General features: G+C 34.3%; 15 protein-coding genes. 14 read left to right on the plus strand and 1 reads right to left on the minus strand.

Translation table 11 applies throughout. The annotated features are described in order from the left end of the window. Nucleotides 1-169 precede the first annotated feature (169 nt). The 3 genes from BLS22_RS01315 (at nt 170) to gltS (ending at nt 3,640) form a co-directional block, all read left to right on the plus strand. On the plus strand, nt 170-1,408 hold the full coding sequence (locus BLS22_RS01315; RefSeq protein WP_090549213.1) for a sensor histidine kinase: 1,239 nt from the start codon (nt 170-172) through the stop codon (nt 1,406-1,408). Nucleotides 1,409-1,413: 5 nt separating this feature from the next. After that, the gene (locus BLS22_RS01320; protein WP_090549216.1) at nt 1,414-2,289 is read left to right on the plus strand and encodes a response regulator; all 876 of its coding nucleotides are present in this window, start codon (nt 1,414-1,416) and stop codon (nt 2,287-2,289) included. Between the two features lie 163 nt (nt 2,290-2,452). Continuing rightward, nucleotides 2,453-3,640, plus strand: coding sequence for a sodium/glutamate symporter (gene gltS / locus BLS22_RS01325; protein ID WP_090549219.1), 1,188 nt, complete (start codon nt 2,453-2,455; stop codon nt 3,638-3,640). Nucleotides 3,641-3,805: 165 nt separating this feature from the next. Here gltS and BLS22_RS01330 read toward each other — a convergent pair whose 3' ends face one another. Continuing rightward, nucleotides 3,806-5,011: an FprA family A-type flavoprotein gene (locus BLS22_RS01330; protein WP_090549221.1), complete on the minus strand. Its 1,206-nt coding sequence runs from the start codon at nt 5,009-5,011 to the stop codon at nt 3,806-3,808. A gap of 327 nt (nt 5,012-5,338) precedes the next feature. On the opposite strand from BLS22_RS01330, the gene BLS22_RS01335 reads away from it, so the two are divergent. From BLS22_RS01335 to BLS22_RS01385, 11 genes are all read left to right on the plus strand, one after another. After that, entirely contained in the window at nt 5,339-6,916 is a 1,578-nt protein-coding gene (locus tag BLS22_RS01335) for an HD domain-containing phosphohydrolase (RefSeq protein WP_090549225.1), read from the plus strand. Between the two features lie 120 nt (nt 6,917-7,036). Beyond that, nucleotides 7,037-7,393, plus strand: coding sequence for a flagellar protein FlaG (locus tag BLS22_RS01340; RefSeq protein ID WP_176761999.1), 357 nt, complete (start codon nt 7,037-7,039; stop codon nt 7,391-7,393). A gap of 206 nt (nt 7,394-7,599) precedes the next feature. Further along, complete coding sequence (locus BLS22_RS01345) at nt 7,600-8,784, plus strand: S-layer homology domain-containing protein (protein WP_090549231.1); 1,185 nt, start codon at nt 7,600-7,602, stop codon at nt 8,782-8,784. Nucleotides 8,785-9,076: 292 nt separating this feature from the next. Further along, complete coding sequence (locus tag BLS22_RS01350; RefSeq protein ID WP_090549234.1) at nt 9,077-9,466, plus strand: hypothetical protein; 390 nt, start codon at nt 9,077-9,079, stop codon at nt 9,464-9,466. 30 nt (nt 9,467-9,496) lie between these two features. After that, nucleotides 9,497-9,901: a C-GCAxxG-C-C family (seleno)protein gene (locus tag BLS22_RS01355; protein ID WP_090549237.1), complete on the plus strand. Its 405-nt coding sequence runs from the start codon at nt 9,497-9,499 to the stop codon at nt 9,899-9,901. Nucleotides 9,902-10,259: 358 nt separating this feature from the next. Beyond that, nucleotides 10,260-10,622, plus strand: coding sequence for a hypothetical protein (locus BLS22_RS15315; RefSeq protein WP_090549241.1), 363 nt, complete (start codon nt 10,260-10,262; stop codon nt 10,620-10,622). A gap of 178 nt (nt 10,623-10,800) precedes the next feature. Further along, nucleotides 10,801-11,037: a transposase gene (locus tag BLS22_RS15320; RefSeq protein WP_334292609.1), complete on the plus strand. Its 237-nt coding sequence runs from the start codon at nt 10,801-10,803 to the stop codon at nt 11,035-11,037. A 36-nt stretch (nt 11,038-11,073) separates the two neighbouring features. After that, entirely contained in the window at nt 11,074-11,445 is a 372-nt protein-coding gene (locus tag BLS22_RS15325) for a transposase (RefSeq protein WP_090549248.1), read from the plus strand. A gap of 531 nt (nt 11,446-11,976) precedes the next feature. Then, nucleotides 11,977-13,011, plus strand: coding sequence for a DctP family TRAP transporter solute-binding subunit (locus tag BLS22_RS01375; protein ID WP_090549251.1), 1,035 nt, complete (start codon nt 11,977-11,979; stop codon nt 13,009-13,011). A gap of 223 nt (nt 13,012-13,234) precedes the next feature. Then, nucleotides 13,235-13,747, plus strand: a complete 513-nt coding sequence (locus BLS22_RS01380; protein ID WP_090549253.1) for a TRAP transporter small permease — start codon at nt 13,235-13,237, stop codon at nt 13,745-13,747. Beyond that, entirely contained in the window at nt 13,747-15,039 is a 1,293-nt protein-coding gene (locus BLS22_RS01385) for a TRAP transporter large permease (RefSeq protein ID WP_090549255.1), read from the plus strand. Before BLS22_RS01380 ends, BLS22_RS01385 begins: the two co-directional genes overlap by 1 nt. The last annotated feature ends 5 nt before the right edge of the window (nt 15,040-15,044 follow it).

Here is a 15,044-nt window from a genome sequence, read left to right on the forward strand (position 1 = left end):
AGACCTTTAATTCAAAGGGATTACAGGTTTTTCATTTGTACAAAAAAAAGAAATATGCTAATATAAAGGCATGTATAAATTTAAAACAAAAAGAAAAAATATCCAAAATTTCACAGTTGTCAAGGGCTTCTGAGCTCTTGTATAATACAACAAAGAATTGGAGGAAACCATGAAGCATTTTAGGAAATATTTAACTTTTGCTGTAGCTGTAGCTGTTTTTGGTGAGATTTATTTTTATCCTTTTAATAGTAATTTAAGGTTTTCAGCAGCCATTATTGCACTCAACCTAATCCTTTTGATAGATGAAGAGATATCGCCTTTTTTCACCTGTGTTTTTTCAGGGATGGCAGTATTTCTCCAAAGGAGCTTATTGGGGATATTGTTTTATTCCTTATCATTGCAGGATGTTTTATTTTTACATGGCCCTTCCATCGTTTATTATATCATCTATGGCATTCTTCTTTTGTTTTTAAATATACAAAAGCAAAAGCACCAACTGATGGGAGCTATTATAATTTTAGCTTTTAGTGATATACTAAGTAACACTATAGAAATCTTCATTAGACAGGATAAACTTCTTACACCTTTGCTTCGGATGATCGTCTTAGTAGGGATTGCTAGAAGTGTAAGCGCCTACCTCATTTTTCTTTTTTATAAAAAGCGAGAACTTTTCCTAGTAACCCGTGAGGATAGAAAAAAATATGCTCAGCTCAATCTACTAGTCTCCAATATTCAAGCAGAAATGTTTTATTTAAAAAAATCAACCCGGGATATTGAAAATATTATGAGAAAAAGCTATGCCCTCTATGAAGGGTATAAGGACGACCATATTTTAAGGGAAAAAACCTTAGATATTGCATTAGAAATCCACGAAGTAAAAAAAGATTATTATAGGGTATTGAATGGTTTTGAAAGCTTCTTAAATGATTTTGAAGATAATGGGAAAATGATGTTATCCGATATGTTTGCCATCATTCATGAAAACACAGCCCGATATTTAAAAGAAAATAATCTTACTGTCTCCATTGATTTAACCTATGAAGAAAACTTTCAGGTCCAGAAATATTACCATTTGTTTACGATTATAAATAACCTATTGATCAATGCTATAGATGCCTGTAGAGGAGAGGGTACAATCAAAATCCTTCAAAAAAAAGATGGAGATAGTGTACTATTTGAGGTACGGGACAATGGAGAAGGAATTGGAGAAGAGTTTCTTCCCTATATCTTTAATCCAGGCTTTACAACTAAATATGATGAGAAATCAGGAAATCCTTCCACCGGTATAGGGTTGTCTCATGTAAAGGGGATTGTAGATGAATTAGAGGGTCAAGTAAAGGTAACATCTAAAGTAGGGGAAGGAACAACCTTTGAAATTAGGCTGCCAAAAAATATACTGATTGGGTGATAGAAATGACAAATACTTTTTTAATTATAGATGATGATGTGAATGTAAGAAAAATGCTGACATATATCATTATGAAAAACAACTTAGGTAAAGTGGTGGAGGAGTTGAATAGTGGAGAGCAAGCACCAGAGGAAATCATGTTTTATCAACCAGATATTGTTCTCATTGACTTTCTTCTACCCCAAAAGGACGGCATTGAAATCATTAGGTCTTGTAGAACCCTTGGTTATAAGGGAAAGTTTATTATGATTTCCCAAGTAGATAATGATACGATGATTGCAAAGGCCTATGAAAATGGCATTGTTTTTTTCATACACAAGCCTATCAATATAATTGAAGCCATCAATGTCATAAAGGGAGTATGTGAAAATCTTCGGCTTGAAAGATCTGTAGCTATGATTAAGGATGCGGTGTTCCATATAGAACAGGCAAAGCAAACAAATGTTGAGGTCAACTGGAGACAAGAGATAGAACATATTTTCACAGCCATAGGCATTATTGTAGAGTCGGGATGTAAGGATTTGACGAAGCTTATTGAAAAAATTATTACGATAAAGAAGAAGAGTCCTGCTTCCATTTATCAATTACAGGATATTTATAGGCAAATTGCTGAGGAGGAAAGTCTTCAGAACAATGGTTCTATCCATGCTAGAACCATAGAACAAAGAATTAGAAGAACTATTTTAAAGGCATTAGAAAATATTGCAGAATTAGGAAATGATGATTATTATAATTGTAAATTCATTGAATACAGTAATGTTTTATTTGATTTTAAGCAGGTAAAACAAGAAATCAAGCATATCAACAATCCTAGAGAGGATAGAGGAAAAATTAATGTAAAAAAGTTTGTAGAAGGAATTATTTCAAAACTGAATTTTTAGAAAAATGAATGATGGGTTATGTTTTCTTTAAATAATATTTAGTTTTAAAGCTTTTCTATCATTTTTGTCGCATTTTGTCACAATGAGTTGGACTATGTAGCATACTCCTTATAATGAAATAAGCACACTATATTCTTACAAAAAAATTATAGGAGGTATGTGTATGGTACTGCAACTAGACATTATTCAATCTGTTGCTTTGGCAGTAGTGGTTTTACTGCTGGGACAAACAATCCGAGGTAAGGTAAAGGTATTGGAAAAATTCTGTATTCCTGCACCTGTTATAGGTGGACTAATCTTTGCAATTTTAGTTTTATTTTTAAGACAATCCAATATTCTATACTTTGAAATGGATACCACCCTACAAGGCATCTTAATGACAGCTTTTTTTACTACTGTAGGGTTTACGGCTAGTTTTCAGCTCCTTAAAAAGGGTGGTTTTAAAGTTATATTATTTTTAATCTTAGCAATTGTTTTAGTAGCTCTACAAAATGTGATAGGGGTGACCTTAGCAAGACTTTTCAATTTAAATGCTCTAATAGGTCTTTCAACAGGATCTGTTCCGATGACAGGGGGACATGGAACCTCTGGAGCCTTCGCGCCATTACTTGAAGAAAGAGGGGCCATTGGTGCATCAACGGTTGCTATGGCTTCTGCTACATTTGGTTTGATTTGTGGAAGTATGTTGGGGGGACCTGTTGCAAAGCGATTAATTGAAAAAAACAATCTATTGGCTAGTGAATCCGTAGATGTATTTTCCCATCCCACGGAAGAAACTACGACAGAAGCATTAGTACCTAAAAACTTTTCATTGGCAGCATTTCAAATTATTTTAGCTATGGGGATTGGCACCATCATTTCAATGCTTATTCAGAAGACTGGTCTTACCTTTCCATCCTATATAGGTGCTATGTTTTCAGCAGCTATTATAAGAAACATATCGGATTTAACCCATGCATATAAGGTGCCAAGTACTGAAGTAGATATTTTAGGAAATATCTCTCTATCCATCTTCTTATCCATGGCTCTAATGGGATTAAGATTATGGGAGTTGGCGGACTTAGCTATTCCAATGCTGGTTATGCTAGTAGCACAGGCTGTATTAATGGGGATATTTGCTTACTTTGTAACATTTAATGTTATGGGAAAAAACTATGATGCAGCGGTTTTAGCAGGAGGACATTGTGGATTTGGTATGGGGGCTACACCTAATGCTATAGCAAATATGGAGGCTATCTCAAGTAAATATGGCCCAGCTCCAGCAGCCTTCTTTATTATCCCTCTTGTAGGAAGCTTATTTATTGATTTTGTCAATAGTGGTATTATCCTTGCATTTATTAATTTATTTTAATTTTAAAGAAGCAATGAATCAGTATATAAAACCCATGATTTAACTTTGAAAAATATAAGAAACCTAGGGCTTATGGCTCTAGGTTTTTTTCCTTATTTATTGTATCCCATTTCCCCTACAAGTACTATCCTAAGGGAAATAGAGGATATATCAAGAGGAAAACAATTATACCCTCTCATGAATCAATAGCTGGGCCATTTCATCTGCAATTTGTTGGCACATCTCGAATTCCTTTTCTTTTGGTGAGGATTTAGCCTCAACAGATTCCCCAATTTTTTGCCATTTGATTTTTTCAGCAAATTGATTTAAGGTGGAGACACCACCACCACTCCAGGAAGCAGTACCAAAAATACCGAGATAGCGATTCTTCAGTTGAGAGTTTTCTATTTTATGGATAACAGCCTCCATGGCAGGAAACAATCCGGTATTGTAGGCACAGCTACCTAAAACAACCCCCTTAAATCTCCAAATATCACTAATAATATAGGAAACATGGGTTTTAGAGGCATCATAAATCCGAATATTTTTTATCCCCTTTTCTGAAAGCTTTCGGGCAATAAAATCCGCCATCTTTTGGGTGTTTCCATACATAGAGCCATATACAATGACTACACCTTCTTCTGTTTCAGCTTTAGACCATTTATCATAATAATTGATGATACAAGAGGGATTACTTCTCCATACGGGACCATGGGTAGGGGCCACAACTTGGATATCAATACCGGCATCCTTAAGCTTCTTCAAGGCTTTTTGAACCATAGCACCATATTTACCAACAATGTTAGAATAATATCGTCTTATTTCATCGGTATAAAACTCTAGATTTACTTCATCATCAAAAACCCCGCCATCCAACGCACCAAAGCCACCAAAGGCATCACCGGAAAACAAGGTTTTGCTAGTGGTCTCATAGGTCATCATAGTTTCTGGCCAATGGACCATAGGGGTTAAGTAAAATTTAAGCTGATGTTTACCTAAATCCAATACATCGCCATCATCAATCATATAGTGATGGTCCATAATACCATAAAAGTCCTCCAAAAACTCAAAGGTTTTCTTATTACCCACTATTTTAACATTAGGATATTTCTCCCGCACAGCCTTTATGGCCCCCGAATGATCTGGTTCCATATGATTGATGATTAGATAATCTACGGGTTTATCACCTATAATGCCTCCGATTTTTTCGATAAAGGCGTCCATTTTTGTGCTTTTTACTGTATCTATTACGGCGATTTTTTCATCATGGATGAGGTAGGAATTATAGGAAACCCCTTTATCTAAAGGCCATAGGTTCTCAAACAAATGGGTTTCTCTATCATTTACCCCAAGAAAATGAATAGACTCTTCGATCTTTACTGTATTAATCATTGTAAAACCTCCTTTTTTCCTATGTATTTTTAATAAGTACATATTCAGTTTAACAATATTTTACTTTTCTATCAAATAAATTTTTCAAAGTAAATAGAAAGCTACATAGATTAAAGGGATTGTTATGTAGGGCTATAGATACCTTTGAATCGATACAACTAAAAAACTTAGATGAAAGTGAAGAATTCTTCGATAAAGGTTAAAAAAACTTCGATGAATCCCAAGAAATATCGATAATAATGTAGAAATTTGAAGAATTATAGAAAAAAATGGCATTAAATAGTATAATTATAATGAAATTTGCTGTGGAGGGGGTGTAGGGTAGGCATGGGCAAAAGGACGAAATTGGTTTCATTGCTATATATTATAATTACCATTGGATTTTTTACTTGGTTTATAATGGTAATGATTCCACACCTTAAATATAATTTGAGCTCCTTCGACAAAGAGTATTTGCAGTATTATAGTGATAAGTTTGTATTTGTAGGAGATGAAGAGTATCCACCCTTTTCCTTCAATATGAATTCTATGACTAAGGGTTATGAAGCCGATATAATAAGGGCTTTTAAAGAGGAGTTAAATATTGATTTAACCTATAAGCAAATGAATTGGAGTGAAGCCATTGAAGCATTAGAAAGGGGAGAGATCTCTGTCATTACTGGTATGCAAATTACAGAGGAGCGAAAAGAAAAGTATCTTTTCTCTGATCCCTATTTAGTAACTACCCAAGCTATTGTAGCCCCAAGGGAGCTAGGGGATGTGTCAGTAGAAGATCTACAATATTTGAGGATTATTGCACAAAAAAATTCCATTACCCATGACATAGCATTGGAAAACAATGCTGGAGAAATTATTATAGCGAAGGATCCTTTGGAGGCCATGGAATTATTAATCAACGGTGAAGGTGATGTTTGGATAGAGAACAATATGACAGCTCTATATTATTTAAGGTTATATAATGAAAATCATTCTTATAATATAAAGATTTTAGAGGAAACCACCGGCCACTATGCTATGGCTTTGTCTAAGGACAATTCTATGCTTGCTGATATTATCAACAGAGTCATTTATACGCTACATAAAAAAGGTACTATAGGTATTTTGGATAATAAGTGGTTTGGCATTGTTGGCCATAGACCCTTTCAAGAAATACCTAGGTATTTTTATATCACTTTCTTTTCTTATATCCTCTTAACCTGTATGTTTTTATTTTATTTGTGGAATACAACCCTACATTATCAATTGAATAAGAAAACTAACGATTTAAAGAAGACCAATCACTTATTACAAGAAGAAAGGGAAAACATAGCAAATTTATTAGAGGGAATTGCTACAGCCTTTGCTACGGCTATTGACTATAGGGATGCTTATACAGGCAATCACAGTAAACGAGTAGCCCGTTTGAGTATTAAGACTGCTGAAGAGATGGGATTGTCACAGAAGGATGTATTTGATACTTATGTTGGGGCTTTGCTTCATGATGTGGGGAAGGTAGGGATTCCCGACAATATTTTAAATAAAACAGGACCTCTAACCCCAGAAGAATACAACATCATAAAACAACACCCTGTTATCGGAGCAAAGATATTGGATGTCATCAAATCCTATGATACTATTAGGAATGCAGTATATTATCATCATGAACGATGGGATGGCGGAGTTAACACACCGTTTCCATCTTATCTTGGTACGGTAAAGGAGGAGGAAATCCCTCTAGCAGCAAGGATTATAGCAGTAGCTGATGCCTTTGATGCCATGACCACTGATAGGCCCTATAGAAAGGCTTTAGATTTATCGGAAGCAATTAAGAGAATAGAAATTGATTCAGGAAAACAATTTGATCCCAATGTGGTGACGTCCTTTTTAAAAATTATAGCCCTAGAAGAGGGGGAGGCCATAATTTAGGAGAAGAAATTATGGCTTTTTAAAGGGGATTTAAACATCCTTTGAAAATTTCATTAAGTTTTTTTATAAAATAACCGATATATTTTATGAGAAAATATGGAATATTCAGGAGGGAGCCGGATGAAGGTCGATGGATTGTCAAACAGTAAAATTTATACTGAAGCTCCTAATGCTTTAGGAAAAGGAAGTCCAAGCATTAGGAGAGAGGCCACAGCAGTAGAAGTACCGAGACCATCTGCAGAAAAGCAATACACAGAGGAACAAATTATCAAGGCGGTGGAAAAAGCCAACAAAAGTTTTGAACCCTTTGATCGACGTTTCGAAATCTCTATACATGAGAAGACGAAATCCATTATGGTTAAGGTAATCAATTCCACCAATGATGAGGTGATTCGAGAAGTACCATCGGAAAAAATTTTGGACATGGTGGCCCATATGCTGGAGGTTGCAGGAATTATTATCGATAAAAAAATCTAAATGGCAGTAGAAATCCATGGATTAGCAGTTTTAGAGACTGCTAATTTCTTTGTTTGTAGAAAAATTTTAGGTATAGGGATGATTCTATAAGAAAAATATGGTAATATAAAAAAGAATTAAGGTAGGATGGGACAACAATGGGCCCATCTTTTTTTGGAGGATAAAAAACCTTCCTTCAATAAATAAAAAACTTAGGGGGGATTTAGTTGAAAAAAAGCAAAAAAGGGGTAGCTTTGATTTTGATTGTTATGATGGTCATAGGTATGCAGCTGGTTTATAGCTTTGCAACAGAGGGAATGAGTCATGGAGAAATAGAAACCTTGATTGAAGAGGTAGCGAAGGAAAAAGGAATTCCTTCAGTGATTCTTAAGGCTATTGCTTGGAAGGAAAGTAACTATAGGCAATTTCACAATGGACACCCCTTTGTATCTAGAGGGAATACAGGGATTATGCAGATAAATGAAGTGCATCGCCATTTAGATCAGCAAAAACTAAGACATGATATACGATACAATATTGAAGCAGGAGCAGATATTTTATTGGGAAGATGGCAGGCATCCGGTAGTCTTTATCCCACTATAGGAGACATGGACCCTAATATTTTAGAGCATTGGTATTTTACTCTTTGGGGATATAATGGATGGTTAGCTAGAAATAACCCAAACGTTTCAGAGGATAAAGCTTATCAAGAGGAGATATTCCAATTAATAAGGGATAAATATAATCAACCCATCACCTCTATTGATTCCAGCCATCTGCCCAAAAGTGGATTGCCAAAGAGGGGGCTAAAAATACCAACCCCCAAGAACTATCATTTTGGGGATTTGAAGGATGACCATGGGGTTGTTTTTAGGGATATAATCCATCATATAAATCAGGAGTACATAGAGGAATTATATAAAATGGGGATTGTAAGTGGTATTGGAAAGGATTTATTTCTTCCCGATGCCTTTGTAACCAAAGAACAAATGGCTAAAATAGTAGTAGATGCATTGGATATAAAACCTATCGGTCAAGAAATCCATGATGTAGATTATGGGGAAGTATCTCCGTGGGCAAAGGACTATGTAACTATAGCCCATCAGCATGGCATGCTACCAGTAGATGAAGAGGATAGGATTTATCCCCAAGAGTTTATAACGAGGGAAGAGGCACTTATGATGCTGTTTGAAGGTCTGCAAGTTGAGATTCATAAAGAAGATCTTATAGCACCTATAACCTATAAAGACTTTAAACAAATAAGTTCTTCTGCCCTGGATAGTGTAGCCTATTTTATTGGAAAAGGTATATTGACGGTGGAGCCTCAGCAATCCTTAAGACCAAAGGATTATATGACTAGGGGAGAGCTATGTAGGCTGGTGTATTATATTAGAGAATTCCAGCTACAATAGTAACGGATATCTTACCTTCTTCTGTATAAGAAGTTGACACTATAGCATAAATTACGATAATACAATCATAATAATTTTAAAAGGGCAATTGTTGATGGAAAGGAAGATTGCCTTTTAAATGGTATTTTATATAGGAGAAAATTCAGGAGGCATAGGAGATGCTTCCTTTTTTTATACAACAAAAAACTTTCCCAAGCATTTTTATTTTGCAAAAATAGGTAGTTAGACCCTATGCCATAGTTCGGCAGTAGTATATAATAAAATAAATGCAAAAGAATACGGGGTGGTATTTATGGAACTTAGAAATTGTGCTAAATGTGGGAAGATGATAAAATACACTGGAGAAGGAGAAGTGCTGTGTGGTAAATGTATCACCCTAGAAGGAGATCCCTACAGAAGGATTCGGGAATATGTATACAATCATCAAGGAGCGACAATACAGGAAACTTCAGAGGCCACAGGGGTTAGCAGCACTTTGATCTTAAAGTACTTAAAGGAAGGGAGATTATCCCTCATGGATAAAAAAAGCCTCATGAGACATTGTGAAGAATGTGGTGTTGTCATAGAAAAGGGTAGTATATGTGGTATATGTTTAAAAAAAGAACTACAGCTTAAGGAGCAACCTGTGTATGGCAGCAACAAAGTTTCCACTACAGGCTTCGGTAGACGTAGAAGAAAATAGATGATTAGGAAGAAAAGGAGAAAACCAACTATGTTAAAGGAAAAGGCAGAAAAATATTATAGCTCTAAATACGATTTAAACTGTGCAGAAACCATCTTATATGCCGCTAATAAGGCCTATGACTTAAATCTTACAAAAGATGCCTTAAAGACAATGGCAGGATTTGGCGGGGGAATGGCTATAGAGGAAACCTGTGGAGCTGTTACTGGAGCTATAGCGGTATTAGGTATCATGTTTGTAGAAGAACGGGCCCATGAGGGGGAAAAAATAAAGAACCTGGTACTACAACTGTTTGACAGGGTAGAGAAAAGGTTGGATACCGTCAATTGCAAATTATTAAAGGAAAAGTATCGTCATGATGAAGAAGTGAAGTGTAAATCCATCATCGTGGCAGTAGCCGAGGTGCTGGAGGAAATTATAGGGAGTGAAGCTTAAAAAATCATAAAAAATCCAAAGGTATTTTTATAATCCATAGGAAACTATATACAATCCTATCCTATGGATAAATATAATTTTGGTTTTATTACTTTAAACACAAGGATTCTAGTGGAGGGCTGATGCCGGCAGGACCACAGAATCTTTTTTTTGTCATAACTCTTCAAAATGTAAAGTGATTGAAAATCTATAATCTTAAAATTATCTTAACACAACATCAGAAAGTTCTTAACAGGTCTATTTAGTCTAATTTACTATAGTTTTGCACTTTTTAAATAGCTACCAAAAACTGACGTAATAATTTAGAAAATAAAAGAGGAATATATAGACACAATAACCCTGGTAAGGAGTGATAATTGTGTACATTTATATTCCTCTAGAAGTACTTCAGTTACCATTGTTTCCAAAGGAATTGTTATCAATACCAAATTATAAATATTTTGTTACTTTCATTTGGTGTCTATTGGTAACCGAAGGCAGAAAGACCACTAGGAATATCTATAGATATTGTTTTTTCTATAAGAAGAACCTTGCCAGTTGGGAGCGCTTTTTATCCAAGAATCAGTGGGACTTAATGGCTGTAATGAAGCAGTTATTCTTGAAGCTCTTAGAACTATTTGAAGGTCAGTTCTTAGTTCATGGCAAGCTGCTTGTAGCCTTTGATACTAGTCTCGTAGCAAAGAATTCTGAAAAAAATTCCTGGTATTCAAAAGTGGAATAACCACAGTGGTAATGCTAACCAAGGGAAATATATTATAGGTTACCATTGGGGTATATTAGGTTTAGTTGGTTCTTTCTTTACTAATAAATTCCTTTGTTTCCCATTAATCTTCAGGTTAATATCGGGTAAGTCTAACCCCTGTCAGTACTCAGCTGATACTGATAGCATAGCAATATCAATGAATTTTTGGGAAAATGCCCATGCTACATTATTTCAGTTTACAGAGTGGAACTTAAAGCATTCTATTCGGGTAGTAGTAGATGCGTATTTTAGCAATAAATCCTTTATACAACCCCTGCTAGATAGAAAAAATCCTATTCATGTTGTTACAAAATTAAAGACGAATGCTGTTGGGTTTTTAGATCCTGAAAAACCAGCAAAAAAGAAGCAAGGTCGCCCAAGAAAAAAGGGGTAGAAGGTTAAAATTACTAATCTTTTTAAAACAGAACCTATGACATCTATTCCTGTACTCTTATATGGTGAAACTAGAAACGTTGACGTTGTAGTAAAAGATTTATGGATGCTAGATCTTGACCGTAAAGTTCGAGTAGTCCTCACTAAAGTTGGCAGCAAGGTAACTGCCATTATTAGTACAGATGTAACACTGACCCCATCAGCAATTATTGAAATCTATAGTGCTCGATTTTCCATAGAAGTAGCTATTAAAGATATGAAGCAGCACCTAGGCTTAGGGGATTATCAACATCACTCTTTATTGCCTACGCTTAGATTCGTACACCTTGTAGCTGTAGCCTATAGTGTAGGAAAGATAACATTGTTAAAATTTTCAAGTAGCAGCTGGTTAGATATCCAAGATTACTGAGGGGATACCCCATGGACATCTGAACTTAGTTTTAGTAGATTGCGAATTTGTTTAAAAAGATATTCCTTGGAAAAACTTGTTTTCTCCAAAACTGCATTAGATCAAGAAATAGAGAAAAATACATCAGTGAAAGATGCCATACTTACTATCGCTTCATGATAGGCTTATGGATAATTTAATAAAGATATTATTTGTGCAAAACTACAGTAATTTAGTTCACAACTTAAGTGGCACAAAATATTGAAATATTCTAATTAAACAACTTTTCTAAAAAATATTTATTTTCTTATTGACTCTCCATAATACAAGATGTATAATAAGTGTATACATCTACACTATTAAATATTTTTCCCTAATTCGTTGTTTTGTTTTTAAATCAAGTTGATGTTTGTAATTTATATTTATTATTTACTTACGATTTCAATTATTAAATAGAAATTGCTACTTTGTTATAGAAGTAAAATTTTTATTTATAATTAGAAATATTTGGTTTGAAAGTACAATCTATAAAAAAATGAGGGAGGTAAAAAAATGAAAAAGGCAATAAGTATAGTATTAATATTAGTAGTATTGTTAGCTACTATAACAGGATGTAGCAACAATACTACTAATGACACACAAAGCAATACAGATACACAAACAAAGAAAGATGCTATTATAATTAAATATGGCTTGATTGCACCTGAGTCTCATTCGCAAACTCAAGCAGCCTTTAAATTTGCCCAACACGTAGAAGAAAAATCTCAAGGAGAACTTAAAGTGGAAGTATATCCCAATGCTCTATTAGGTGGGGATGTTCAATTAACAGAGGCAGTAGCTCTAGGAACAATACAAATGGCTCTTCCTTCTACTTCTACATTAGTTATGTATTCTCCCATGTTTGGCGCATTAGACATGCCATTTATGTTTTCAAGTACTGAAAAAGCATTTAATGCTCTTGAAGGAGAAGTTGGACAATTACTAAATGGAGAACTTGAAAAAGTTGGAATCAAAAACACTGGGTACAGCTTTAATGGTATAAGAAACATAACAAATAATGTAAGACCTATAACACAACCTGAAGATTTGAAAGGTGTAAAAATGAGGGTTATGGAAAGTCCCATATTTATAGATATGTTTACTCTATTAGGTACTAACCCTACTCCTATAAGTTTTGGAGAACTTTTCACAGCGCTTCAACAAAAAACTGTTGATGGGCAAGAAAATGCTGCATCATTAATTTATGACTCTAAATTTCAAGAAGTACAAAAATACATAAGTCTCACAAAACATGTTTATGGATTTTGTGCAAATATAATAAATTTAGATTTTTATAATCAATTATCAAACGAGCATAAATCAATTATAGATGAAGCGGCTGAATTGTGGTTAGTTGATTGGCAAATCGCAGAAGAAGACGGTAATGATGCTAACTATGTCCAAAAACTACAAGATGATGGCATGGAAGTTAATGAGGTCTCTGAAGAGAATTACAAAAAATTCGCAGCTGCTGTAGAGCCAATGTATGAAAAGTACAGAAAAGAAATGGGTAATGAAATATTTGACTTGTTAGAAAAGTATAGATAGAAATTTAACTAAATTCAAGGTTAAGCTCAAAAATTTGTATTTAAGAAAATAAGTGCTCATGTGATACTACATTGTTTTAAAGTAATTGTCTCCCCTTTTGGGGTTAATTCTAGAAGTAGCAATTACCCCAAAAGGCACAGATGCTTTTAGCTAATTTATAGATTTTGACATTAAGCTAGCTAGAAATATTCTAAACAGTAAAGTAAAACTTAGAGGTGAACATATGAAAAATGTTGTAAAAAAAATAATAAACTTTTATAATGCAGCAGAAGAGTATATATTGGTAGCAAGTTTAGCATTTACAGTAATATTGGTATTTATTCAAGTTGTTATGAGATACGTGTTTAATCAATCTCTCTCGTGGAGTGAGGAATTATGTAGATATATATTTATTTGGCAAGTTTGGCTAGGTGCCAGCTTAGGGTTTAGGACCAAAAAACATATTGCTATTGAAATGATATACGACAAATTAAAAGGAAGAGGAAAGATAATATATATGTTCATGAGCAAAATTATTACACTAGCATTTAATGTTTTTTTAGTTAAATACGGCTTTCAATTAGTACAAACTATGATTGCCAGAGGTACAGTCTCCTCAGGAATGAGAATTCCTCTATATATTGTATATTTAAGTGTTCCAGTAAGTTCATTGGTAATAGTGTGTAGAATAATTGGAGGAATTTACAGTGACGCTAGAGGATTAGTATTCATAAAATCTGAAGGGAGTGAAGCATAATGCAAGCTACTATGTTTTTATTTTCTTCGTTTTTCATTCTCCTGTTCTTAGCAATACCAATCGGATATGCAATTGGCATTGCTACGTTATTAACTATGATGAACTTTTCAAATATACCATTAGTAATGATTAGTCAAAATGCTGTAACGGGAGTTGATTCATTTCCATTAATGGCTATACCCTTCTTTATTTTTGCTGGAAACATAATGAGTACAGGTGGGGTTGCAAAGCGTCTTATTGACTTTTTCAACTTGTTGTTAAGAAAAAGAACGGGCGCTCTAGGAATGGTAACCATAGTAGCTTGTATGTTCTTTGCAGCTATTTCTGGTTCTGCTATGGCAACTACAGCGGCAATTGGAGGTTTTATGATACCCGAAATGGAAAAAAGAGGTTACAGTAAAGCCTATAGTGCTTCTTTAGCTGCAGCTGCAGGTACCATCGGAGTCATTATTCCTCCTAGTATACCTTTTGTATTGTATGGAGTTGTTACAGGAAATTCTATTAGTGACTTGTTCATAGCTGGTATGATACCTGGAATTTTAATGGGAGTAGCACTAATGGTAGTCAATTATATTGTATCTAAGAAAAATGGAAATCTAGGGGATAAAAATGCTGCACCTTTATCTTTAAAGAAGTTTTTCTTAGCTTTCAAAGATGCAATATGGGCAATCATGACGCCGGTAATTATATTAGGAGGGATTTATGGAGGCATTTTTACACCAACAGAAGCTGCTGTTGTAGCGTGTGTATATGCAACAATTGTGAGTGTTGTAGTGTACAAGGAATTGACATTTAAACAACTATATAAAACCTTATTTACTAGTATGGAAGTCAATGGTACTACAGTATTTATGGTAGGACTTTCAACTGTATTTGCCACTTATTTAACTATGGAGCAAATTCCAGCAATGTTAGCTAATGCAATACTTAGTCTTACATCTAATAAAATAATTATATTATTATTAATAAATGTTTTGTTGCTAATAGTAGGCTGTTTTATCGATAATATACCGGCTACTATTATACTTGCTCCTATATTGTTACCCGTAGTAAGACAATTAGGTATGAGTGCTACACAGTTTGGTGTTATGTTGACTATGAACTTAGCTATTGGATTTGTTACACCACCCTATGGAATTAATTTATTTGTAGCTCAAGCTGTAGCTGGCGTAAAAATGGAACAAATGATTAAATATGTAAAATGGCTAATTTTGGCTTTGTTTATTGTACTGGCTCTAACCACTTATTTTGAACCAACAACTATGTTTTTAGTAAAACTTTTTAAAGGTTAAGAATT

This window comes from Natronincola ferrireducens (assembly GCF_900100845.1).
Lineage (GTDB): Bacteria > Bacillota > Clostridia > Peptostreptococcales > Natronincolaceae > Natronincola_B > Natronincola_B ferrireducens.